This window comes from Streptomyces sp. NPDC045701, from assembly GCF_056432045.1.
On record NZ_JBWKJV010000044.1, the window covers coordinates 20,818 to 30,942 of the forward strand.

The 10,125-nt window shown below is 72.6% G+C and carries 8 protein-coding genes; 2 read left to right on the forward strand and 6 right to left on the reverse strand.

The window, feature by feature from the left end; translation table 11 throughout:
• Positions 1-24: 24 nt before the first annotated feature.
• From AC07DW_RS28695 to AC07DW_RS28720, 6 genes are all read right to left on the reverse strand, one after another.
• Complete coding sequence (locus AC07DW_RS28695; protein WP_478860579.1) at positions 25-1,254, reverse strand: cytochrome P450; 1,230 nt, start codon at positions 1,252-1,254, stop codon at positions 25-27.
• A 47-nt stretch (positions 1,255-1,301) separates the two neighbouring features.
• Positions 1,302-2,066 (reverse strand): SDR family NAD(P)-dependent oxidoreductase, encoded by a 765-nt coding sequence (locus tag AC07DW_RS28700; RefSeq protein WP_478860580.1) that lies wholly within the window; start codon positions 2,064-2,066, stop codon positions 1,302-1,304.
• Positions 2,067-2,179: 113 nt separating this feature from the next.
• Entirely contained in the window at positions 2,180-3,292 is a 1,113-nt protein-coding gene (locus tag AC07DW_RS28705; protein ID WP_478860581.1) for a winged helix DNA-binding domain-containing protein, read from the reverse strand.
• An 85-nt stretch (positions 3,293-3,377) separates the two neighbouring features.
• On the reverse strand, positions 3,378-4,400 hold the full coding sequence (locus tag AC07DW_RS28710; RefSeq protein WP_478860582.1) for a zinc-binding dehydrogenase: 1,023 nt from the start codon (positions 4,398-4,400) through the stop codon (positions 3,378-3,380).
• Complete coding sequence (locus tag AC07DW_RS28715) at positions 4,397-5,713, reverse strand: cytochrome P450 (protein ID WP_478860583.1); 1,317 nt, start codon at positions 5,711-5,713, stop codon at positions 4,397-4,399. The genes AC07DW_RS28710 and AC07DW_RS28715 overlap by 4 nt, the downstream gene beginning before the upstream one ends.
• Before the next feature lie 2 nt (positions 5,714-5,715).
• Positions 5,716-6,852, reverse strand: a complete 1,137-nt coding sequence (locus AC07DW_RS28720; protein WP_478860584.1) for an epoxide hydrolase family protein — start codon at positions 6,850-6,852, stop codon at positions 5,716-5,718.
• A 272-nt stretch (positions 6,853-7,124) separates the two neighbouring features.
• On the opposite strand from AC07DW_RS28720, the gene AC07DW_RS28725 reads away from it, so the two are divergent.
• Both AC07DW_RS28725 and AC07DW_RS28730 read left to right on the forward strand, forming a co-directional pair.
• Positions 7,125-8,153 (forward strand): CaiB/BaiF CoA transferase family protein, encoded by a 1,029-nt coding sequence (locus tag AC07DW_RS28725; RefSeq protein ID WP_478860585.1) that lies wholly within the window; start codon positions 7,125-7,127, stop codon positions 8,151-8,153.
• Between the two features lie 97 nt (positions 8,154-8,250).
• Entirely contained in the window at positions 8,251-10,005 is a 1,755-nt protein-coding gene (locus AC07DW_RS28730) for an MFS transporter (protein WP_478860586.1), read from the forward strand.
• The last annotated feature ends 120 nt before the right edge of the window (positions 10,006-10,125 follow it).

Here is a 10,125-nt window from a genome sequence, read left to right on the forward strand (position 1 = left end):
CCTCCCGTCGTGCCGCCGGGGCGGTCACCAGCGGACGGGCAGCTCCCACAGACCGTAGATCACGGCGCCCTCCTTGCGGGGGATCTCCAGGAAAGGCTTGGCGAGCTGGAGGGTCGGGATGCGCTGGAAAAGCTTGCTCCACACGATCTCCAGCTCCAGCCGCGCCAGGTCGGCGCCGATGCAGTGGTGCACCCCGTGCCCGAACCCCAGGTGCTTGCGGCTGCCGCGGGTGATGTCCAGCTTCTCCGGCTCCGGGAACACCTCGGGGTCGCGGTTGGCGGCCAGCCCGAGGCACAGGATGCCGTCGCCCTTGCGGATGACCTGCCCGCCGATCTCGATGTCCTCCAGGGCCACCCGCGGCACCGCGGTGTCGCCGATGGTCGCGAAGCGGACCAGTTCCTCGACCGCCGGGCGCACCAGCGACGGGTCGTTCATCAGCAGTTCGAGCTGGTCGGGGTTCTCCAGCAGGCAGGCGGTGCCCAGCGATATCTGACTGGCCGTGGTCTCGTGGCCGCCGTTCATCAGCAGCCGCACCATGTTGAACAGGTCGCGGTCGGTGTACTCCTCGCCGGACGCCTCGTAGTCGGCCATCGCCCGGCTGAGCAGGTCCTCGCCCGGCTCGGCCTTCTTCTGCTGGATCAGGTCGCTGATGTACGCGTTGACCTCGACGATCGCCGCCTGCCGCTCCTCGGTGGAGCTGTGGCCGCCGAGCAGCGCCGTACCGTGCTTGATGAAGAAGTCGTGCTGGTCCTGCGGGATGCCCAGCAGCTCGCAGATCACCGTCATCGGCACCGCCAGCGAGAAGACCCGGTGGAAGTCCACCGGGGGCTCCATCGCCAGCAGCTTGTCCAGGTGGTCGTCGACGATCTCCTCGACACGCGGCCGCAGGCGCTGCACCTGGCGGTTGGTGAAGGTGAGCGCGGCCTTGCGCCGGGTGTTGCTGTGGTCCTTGCCGTCGTACCCGATGAACGAGGTCTCGGTGCGGTACTCCGGCGGCGCGACGAAGTAGAACGGGAAGTTGTCGTGCTTGCGGGAGGCGCTGACCCGCGGGTCGGTCAGCAGCTCCCGTATGGTCTGGTAGCCGGTCACCGTCCAGATGCGCAGGCCGGACCCGTCCAGGGTGACCTGGGAGACGTCCTTCTCGATCATCTCGGCGTACTCCTTCGGCGGCGTGAAGGGGCACTGCCGCGCGTAGGGGAACGTCTTGGTCTCCGCCTCGGTGAGGGCGTCCGGCTCCATGGCACTGGTTGTCACGGTGAGTCCTTTCCGTTTCATGAGGGATCGGGCGAGAGAGCGTGGTACTAACGGCCGGCGATGTCCATACCGCCGTCGACGGTGATGATCTGCCCGGTGACCAGCGAGTCGGACGGCTCGGCGAGACGGGTGACCCAGACCGCGATGTCCTCCGCCTCGGCGACCCGGCCGAGCGGGATGGAGTGCGTCACCCCCGCGAACAGCCCCTCGACCTGCTCGTCCGACAGGCCGTTGGCGGCGTACGCCTCGGTGCGGACGAAGCCCGGGGCGACGGCGTTGACACGGATGCCCTTCGGGGCGAGCTCCGCCGCCCAGCTCCGGGTGAAGCTGTGCACGGCGGCCTTGCTGGCGGAGTAGAGCGAGCTCTCGGGGCCCGGGTTGTGGCCGCCCCGGCTGGAGATGAGGACGATGTGCCCGCCCGGGCCGCGCAGCAGCGGCAGCAGGTGGGTGGTCAGCAGGACCGGGCCGAGGACGTTGGTCTCCAGCACCTCCCGGGCCGTGCCCGCGTCGAGCGCCGCCAGCGGGGTGAAACGGAAGACACCGGCGTTGTGCACGAGGACGTCCAGTACGCCGCCGTGCTCCCGCACCGCCTCATGGACGGCTTCGGCGCCCACCTCGGTGGTGACGTCGGCGGTGACCGGCACGATCGCCGGGTGGAGCGCCGCCACCTCGGCGAGCCGCTCCTTGCGGCGGCCGGTGATGAGCACGGCGCCGGCACCGAGGCCCGCGAAGGCCAGCGCGGTGGCCCGGCCGATGCCGGTGCCCCCTCCGGTGACGACGACGGTCCGTTCGGCAAAAGGCTTGTCCGGCATGGCGATTTCCTCTCTCGGCCGGTGTATGACGGGCGGACGGATCCAGCCACGGGCCAGTACACCGGCTCCGGCTGGGGCGCCGGTCGAGCGGACGGGGAGCGGGCCGGATCCGGTCACTCCCCGTCGGTGAAACGCACCTCGGGCGCGGAGCAGCCGGCCGCGGCGAAGCCGAGCAACCGCATCCCCTCCTCGATCAGTTCGGCACGGGCCTCGCCGGTCAGCGGGGAGAACGGTTCCAGCACCAGGGTCGCCGAGCCGCGCCCGCGCTCGATCCGCCACATGCCGTGGACGAAACCGTCGACCAGGAAAGTCGGCCGGATCAGGCCGTTGCGGGTGAAGACCCGCCGGCGCTGCTCCTCCGTCAGGATCCGCGACCGGTCGGCGTGCGAGAGCAGGATGTTGTCGAAGTCGGGCAGGTACCGCACCGGTGCCGGGGTGCCGGCGTCCGGGCGCGGGGCGTCGGGCAGGTCGTACAGCGTCACACCGTTCTCGTCGCGGAAGGTGCGCAGGCGTGGCGCCAGCCGCCGTACCACCTCGGTCAGCCGGGTCAGGCCGGACCAGGTCTGCACGTCCTTCACGGACGCCGGCCCGAACGCCGCCAGGTACCGCAGCACGGTGCCGTCCGGCGTGTCGTCCTCGTCGAGGGACCGTCCCAGCCACGCCTCGGCGGTGGTGTGCACGGCCTGCCCGCTCTCGCCCCACAGTCCGCGGGGCGGGACCTGTACGAGGGGTTCGAGGTTGCGTACGGCGTTGGCCAGCGCGGACGGGTCCCGCCCGGGGAAGCGTTCGGCGAGCCGGGCGCCCAGCACGCCCAGCGTGAGCGGCTCCTTCTCGACCAGCTCGCGGCCGAGCGCGGCGACCTCCGCCAGGTCCAGGCCGGTGAGCAGCTTGCCGAAGGCGCCGGACAGCTGGCGCTCCAGCGGGCCGCGCAGCACCGGACGCAGCCGCAGGCAGTCCCGCGCGGTGACCAGGTGCAGGGTGCCGCGCATCAGGACCAGCCGCACCGCCTCCCGGTCCGCCACCAGCCGCGAGAGGTCCTCGATGCGGAAGCCGGCCAGCCGGGTCCACAGCCCGACGTACGGCGGGTCGGGGGCCTGCGCCTGCATCCCGACCAGGTGCTCCACCGCCGCCGAGGCGCCCATCCGTGAGCGCTCCAGCAGCAGTTGGCGGGCCAGCAGCGCCCGGTTCAGTTCCCTGCGGCCCAGCACGTCCGTGTGATCCGTCATGACCGTCCCTCTTTCGTGGAGCGTGACAGCGGCGGTGCCCCGGGACGTTCCACGGGGCACCGCCGCAGCGTACGGCCGAGCGCGCTCAGCTCAGCCTGACCAGTACGGTGCCGCTGTAGCGGCGTTCCATCAGCGCGACGAACGCCTCCGGCAGCGCGGGCACCCCGCCTTCGACGACCGTGTGCGGGAAGACGACGCGCCCCTCGCGCAGCCACGCGCCGAACCGGGCGTTCCAGTCCTCGATCTGGTCCGGGGTGTGCAGCGTGGCGAAGCCCCGCAGGCTCAGGTCCTTGGTGATGACCGACATCAGGGGCAGCCGCGGGCTGCCCCCGTCACCGTTTCCGTGCTGCCCGGCCAGGGCCCCGCACAGCGCGAACCGCGCCCCGCGCGAGGCGACCCGCACCGCGGCCTCGAACTGCTCGCCGCCGACGTTGTCGAAGACCACGTCGAGGCCGTCGGGCGCCAGCTCGGCGAGCCGGTCGGCCACCGGGCCGTCGTGGTAGTCGAAGGCGGCGTCGAAGCCCAGCTCGTCGACCAGGAAGTCGATCTTCTCCTTGGAGCCGGTGCTGCCGATGACCCGCTTGGCTCCCTTCAGCTTGGCGATCTGTCCCGCGAGGGCGCCGACGCCGTTGGTGGCGCCGGAGACGAACACGACGTCACCCTCGCGCACGTCCGCCGTACCGACCATGCCGTGCCAGGCCGTCGGGCCCTGCGACAGGAAGTACTCGGGCCCCGGCAGCAGGGACCGGTCACGCCGGAAGAACCCCTGGGCGGAGCCGACGGCGTACTCGCGCCACCCGGAGAAGTGCTCCACCAGGTCACCGACCGCCAGGTCCGGGCTGTTCGACCTGACCACCGTGCCGACGGTCCGGCCCCACATGGCGACGCCCGGCTGGAAGACCGGGATCGGCAGCTTGGTGTCGGGGTTCATCTGGTCGCGGGCCACCGAGCCCAGGGTCATCCAGTCGTTGCGCACGACGACCTCGCCCTCGCCCGGCTCGGCGAGGGCGGACTCGCCGAGCTCGAAGTGGGCGAGGGTGACCTCGTCCCGCGGGTACGAGGCCAGCCGGACCTCGCGGCTGGTCGCCGGCAGCTGTTCGACGGTCATGCGGTGCTCCTTGACAGTTCGACGGGAAGGGCGAGCAGGTTGTGGTTCACGTCTCCGGCCCGCCAGATCAGTTCGTGCTCGCCGACCGCGAGCCGCGCGTCGGGGAAGCGACGGGTCAGCTCCTCGAGCGCCACCGCGAGTTCCAGGCGCGCCAGCGGCGCCCCCAGGCAGCGGTGGATGCCGTGGCCGAACGCGAGGTGGGGGTTGTCGGCCCGCCCGAAGTCGGCGCGGTCGGGGTCGGGGAAGACGGCCGCGTCGCGGTTGGCCGAAGGGAAGGCCACGAACACCGCCTCGCCGGCGGGGATCACCACCCCGCCGACCGTCACGTCCTCGGTGGCGATACGCGGCAGCCCCGAAGTGTCGTTGCCGTTGAGGTTCACCGTGCGCAGCAGTTCCTCCACCGCGGCCGGGACGTCCTCCGGGTGCTCGCCCAGCCGCCGCCACACGTCCCGGTGGCGGGCGAGCAGCGTGGCGGTGAAGTTGCCGATCTGGCCGGCGGAGGAGTCGAACCCGGCACCCAGCAGGGTGAAACCGAGCCCGACCAGCTCGTCGAAGCCGAGCCGGTCACCGCCGTCCGCCTCCGCACCGGCGGGGGAGCCGCCCGGCAAGCCCGTGTCCGCCTCCGCGTCCGTGCCGTCGCCGAGCCGCGCGGCGATCAGGGCGGACAGCACGTCGTCGGCGGGTTCCGCCTGCTTCGCCGCCACCAGCCCCGCGATGTACGCGCCCAGCTTCTCGCCGCCCTCCGCCGCCCGCTCCGGCGGCGCGGACACGTCCGCGAACTGCCGTACCCAGGCGTGGAAGCGGTCCCGGTCGGCCTCGGGAACCCCGAGGAGCTCGCAGATCACCGTCATGGCGAGCGGCGCCGCGAACCCGGCCACCAGATCGGCCGGACCCGGGCCGGACTTCTCCAGCTCGTCCAGCAGCCGGCCCGCGACCTCCCGCACCCGGGGGCGCATCCCCTCGACGCGGCCCGGCGAGAAGGCCTGCTCGGCCAGCGCCCGCAGCCGGGTGTGGTCCGGCGGGTCCAGCGAGACGATCATGCCGGGCGGCGCCTGGAAGAGCCCGCTGAACCGCGGCGCGTCCGGCGCGTACGAAGCGGCCCGGCTGAAGCGCGGGTCGTCCAGCACGCGGATCACGTCCTCGTGGCGGGTGACCAGCCACGCGTGGCCGCCGCCCCGCCACGCCACCCGGACCACCGGCCGCTCGGCACGCAGGCGGGCGAACAGGGGCGCGGGGCCCCGGTGGCTGGACCCGGGGAAGGGGAACTCGGGCAGCTCCGGGTCGTCGGCCCGCCCTGCCGTACGGGAGCTCATCGTCAGGCCCTCCCGGACCGGGCGAGCGGGCGGAAGAAGGAACGCAGTTCGTCCACCAGCAGCTCGGGCTGCTCCAGCGCGGGGAAGTGGCCGCCGGTCTTGTGGTCGGTCCAGCGGCGGAGGTCGGTGAACCGGTGCTCGCACCAGGCGCGGGGCATCCGCGCGTCCTTGGGGAAGACCGAGCACGCCGTGGGGACGTCCACCGGCCCGAGCTCCATCCTGTTGTGGCTCTCCCAGTAGATCCGCGCCGAGGACGCGGCCGTGCCGGCCAGCCACGCGAGCGTCACCACGTCCAGCAGCCGGTCGCGGGACACGACCTTCTCCAGGTCGCCGTCGTGGTCGCTCCACGCCCAGTACTTCTCGACGATCCAGGCCAGCTGGCCGACCGGTGAGTCGGTGAGCGCGTAACCGAGGGTCTGCGGCCGGGTGGACTGGAGGGCCGAGTAACCGCCCTCGTGCTGCTGGAACTCCTTAAGCGCCGCGAGGCCCGCCAGGTCCCGCTCGTCGAGCGCCACCTGCTGCTGCGGCGGCTTCGCGAACGGCATCGCCAGGTGGATGCCGAGCAGGTGCTTCGCGTCGATGCCGCCCAGGGCGCCGGTGACGAAGGAGCCCCAGTCGACGCCGTGCGCCGCGTACCGCTCGTACCCGAGCCGCGCCATCAGCGCCGCCCAGGCCGCCGCCGTGCGCTCCACCGTCCAGCCGGTGGCGGTCGGTTTGTCGCTGAACGCGTACCCGGGGAGGGACGGGCACACCACGTGGAAGGCGTCCGCCGGGTCGTCCGGGTCGGTCAGCGGGCCGATCAGGTCGAGGAACTCGATCACCGAACCGGGCCAGCCGTGACTGAGCAGCAGCGGCACCGCGTCCGGGTGCGGGGAGCGCACGTGCAGGAAGTGGATGCCCAGGCCGTCGATCTCGGTACGGAACTGGGGCACGGCGTTCAGCCGCGTCTCGGCCGCCCGCCAGTCGTAGGAGTCGCGCCAGTACGCGGCCAGATCGCGGAGGTGGTCGAGCGGCACGCCCTGCGACCAGTCGTCGACGGTCTCCGCCTCCGGCCACCGGGTGCGCGCGAGACGGTCCTTGAGGTCGGCGAGATCCGCGTCCGGGATCTCGGCCCTGAAGGGCGTGAGCGCGGTACTCATGGGTGAGCTCCTCCTGTGCTGCCGAAGGCTGGATGCCACCGCACGCTAGGGATCCGCGCTCGAGGCGGGGTCGAACAGCCGGCCGTCCGGCCGCGACGACCGGGCGGGTGACGGGCGGGCCGACCGGCGCGCGAGCGGAACACGAGCGACCGCCCCCACCGTGCGCCGTGCCGTGCCGTGCCGTGCCGCGCGCCCCGACGTGCCGTACGACGTGCTGTGCCGTACGACGGGGCGTTGCCGTACGACGTGCCGTGACGAGTGAGGAGCCTTCGATGACGCAACCCGGCGCCACCGGGCCGCTGCACGGGCTGAAGGTCGTGGAGCTGGCCGCGATCGGCCCCGTGCCGTTCGCCTGCATGATGTTCGCCGACCTCGGGGCAGACGTCCTGCGGGTGGACCGCGCGGACGGGCGCCGGTCGTTCGCCGAGTGGCACCGGGTCCTGGACCGGGGGAGGCGCTCGACGGCCCTCGACCTGAAGGACCCGGCGGGCGCCGCCGCGCTCCTGGACCTGGTGGCCGGCGCCGACGTGCTCGTCGAGGGCTTCCGGCCGGGTGTGGCGGAACGGCTCGGGATCGGCCCGGACGTGTGCCTGGGGCGCAACCCGGGGCTGGTCTACGCCCGGATGACCGGCTGGGGCCAGGAGGGACCGCTCGCCCGGACCCCCGGCCACGACATCAACTACCTCGCGCTCACCGGGGCCCTGGCGGCCGTCGGCGAGGCGGGCGGCCCGCCGGTCCCGCCGGTGAACCTGCTGGGCGACTTCGGCGGCGGCGCGATGTTCCTCGTGGCGGGCGTGCTGGCCGCCCTGTACGAGCGGCGGACGTCCGGGCGCGGCCAGGTGGTGGACGCGGCGATCGTCGACGGCACCAACGCCCTGCTCGGCATGCTCGTCGCGATGGCCGGCGCGGGCGCGTGGCGGGAGGAGCGCGGGGTCAACCTGCTCGACGGCGGCGCCCCGTTCTACACCTGTTACGCCTGCGCGGACGGCGGGTACGTGGCGGTCGGCGCGCTGGAGGACCGCTTCTACGCGGCCCTGCTGCACGGGCTGGACCTCGATCCGGCCGAGGTGCCGGACCGCGACGACCCCACCGAGTGGCCCGCCCTGCGCAGGCTGTTCGCCAACCGCTTCCTGCGCCACGACCGCGACACCTGGGCCCGCCGGTTCGAGGCCACCGAGGCGTGCGTGACGCCCGTGCTGACGGTGACCGAGGCCGCCGGACACCCCCACCACCGGGCGCGCGGCAGCCGTCCCGCCGCCCCCGCCCCCCGCTTCAGCCGCACTCCAGCGGAACTCCACTGACCGCCGTCATCCTGCGTATCGACGCTCACGGCCTTCGGCCGGTCCGCCGGTTTCCCCCCGGAACCCGATACCCCCCCAAGTATCAGAGAGGTACACCATGGCTATTTCGTCCGAGCAGGCACCGTCCGTGGAGACGGAGGTGGAGAGGTTAACGACGGGCGCGGATGCGGCGGCCGACACGGTGAAGCTCGACCCGAAGCGCTGGGCGGCGCTGCTGGTTCTGCTCGTGTCCGCCTTCATGGATCTGCTGGACGGCACCATCGCCAACGTGGCGGCGCCCTCGATGCAGCAGGAACTTGCGGCCGGCTACTCGGCCATCCAGTGGGTTCTGGTGGGGTACCAGCTCGCCTTCGCCCTGACCCTGATCCTGGGCGGTCGGCTGGGTGACATCTTCGGACGCAAGAGGATGTTCCTCATCGGTGTCGCCGGCTTCACCCTGACCTCCCTGACGGCGGGCCTCGCGCAGGAGCCCTGGCAGCTGGTCGTCTCGCGCGTCCTCCAGGGGGCGTTCTCCGGCATCATGGTGCCGCAGGTGCTGTCGATCATCCATGTGACGTTCTCCGACAAGGAGCGAGGCACGGCGTTCGCGCTGCACGGCCTGGTCGGCGGTCTCGCCGCCACCCTGGGCCTCGCGCTGGGCGGTCTGATGGTCGAGTGGGACCTCTTCGGCCTCAGCTGGCGGCTGATCTTCCTGGTCAACGTGCCGATCGGCCTCGTCGGTCTGCTGTACGGCTCCAAGGTGATCACCGAGTCCAAGGCGCCGCAGGCCCTCCGGCTCGACCTGCTGGGACTCGTGCTGGCCACCGGCGGTCTGGTCATGCTGGTCTACCCGCTGCTCCAGGGCCGCGAACTGGGCTGGCCGGCCTGGGGCTACGCCTCCATGATCGCGTCGCTGCCGGTGCTCCTCGGGTTCGTCGCCTGGCAGCGCCGCAAGTCCCGCAAGGACGGCTCGCCGCTCGTCGAGCTCGGCCTGTTCCGCACCCGCAGCTTCTCCTCCGGCCTCGCCGTCAACCTGATCTTCTACGTCGGCATGGGCATGTTCACCATCGGCTGGACGCTGTACATGCAGATCGGTCAGGGCTGGTCCCCGATGCGCGCCGGTCTCACCAGCCTGCCCTTCTGCGTCGGCGCCTTCCTCACCGCCACCACGTCCGTGATGATCCTGGTGCCCAGGTTCGGCCGCAAGGCGATGCAGGTGGGCGCGGTCGTCCTGGTCGCGGGCCTCGGCTCGTACATCTGGGTGGCCGGCGAGTACGGCAGCGACGTCACCTCCTGGCACCTCGTCGTCCCGCTGTTCCTGATCGGTCTCGGCTTCGGCACGGTGGCCACCCCGCTGCCGCTGATCGTGACCTCCGAGGTACCGCACAAGGACGCCGGTTCCGCGTCGGGTCTGGTGAACACCAACACCCAGCTGGGGTTCGCCATCGGCGGCGCGCTGGTGAGCGTGGTCTTCTTCGGCGGCCTCGCCGGCAACACCGGCGCCGGCGTCGACCAGCAGATCCCGCAGCTGCGCCAGGACCTGGTCGCCACCGCCGGGGTCACCCCCGGCGAGGCGGACACCGTCATCGCCGCCTACCGCACCTGCTCCGTGGACCGCGCCGGTGAGAAGGACCTCGCCACAGTCCCGGAGAGCTGCACGGTGGCACCGCTCCAGGACCAGAAGGTCACCTCGGTCCTGGCCGGCTACCAGGAGGACGCCACCGGCACCTCCTTCGCGGCCAGCTTCCAGACCCTCCTGTGGGTGTTCATCGGGGTCACCGCGGTGGTGTTCCTGCTGATGTTCGCCATCCCCCGCAGGCTGCGCCAGGAAGGCGAGGGAGCACCCGGGGCCGAGCCGGCCGCGGTGTCCTGACCCCCGCCACCCCCCGCTCCGGGGGGGGGGGGGGGGGGGGGGGGGGGGGGGGGGGGGGGGGGGGGGGGGGGGGGGGGGGTGGGGGGGGTGGGGGGGGGGGGGGGGGGGATGGGGGGGTGG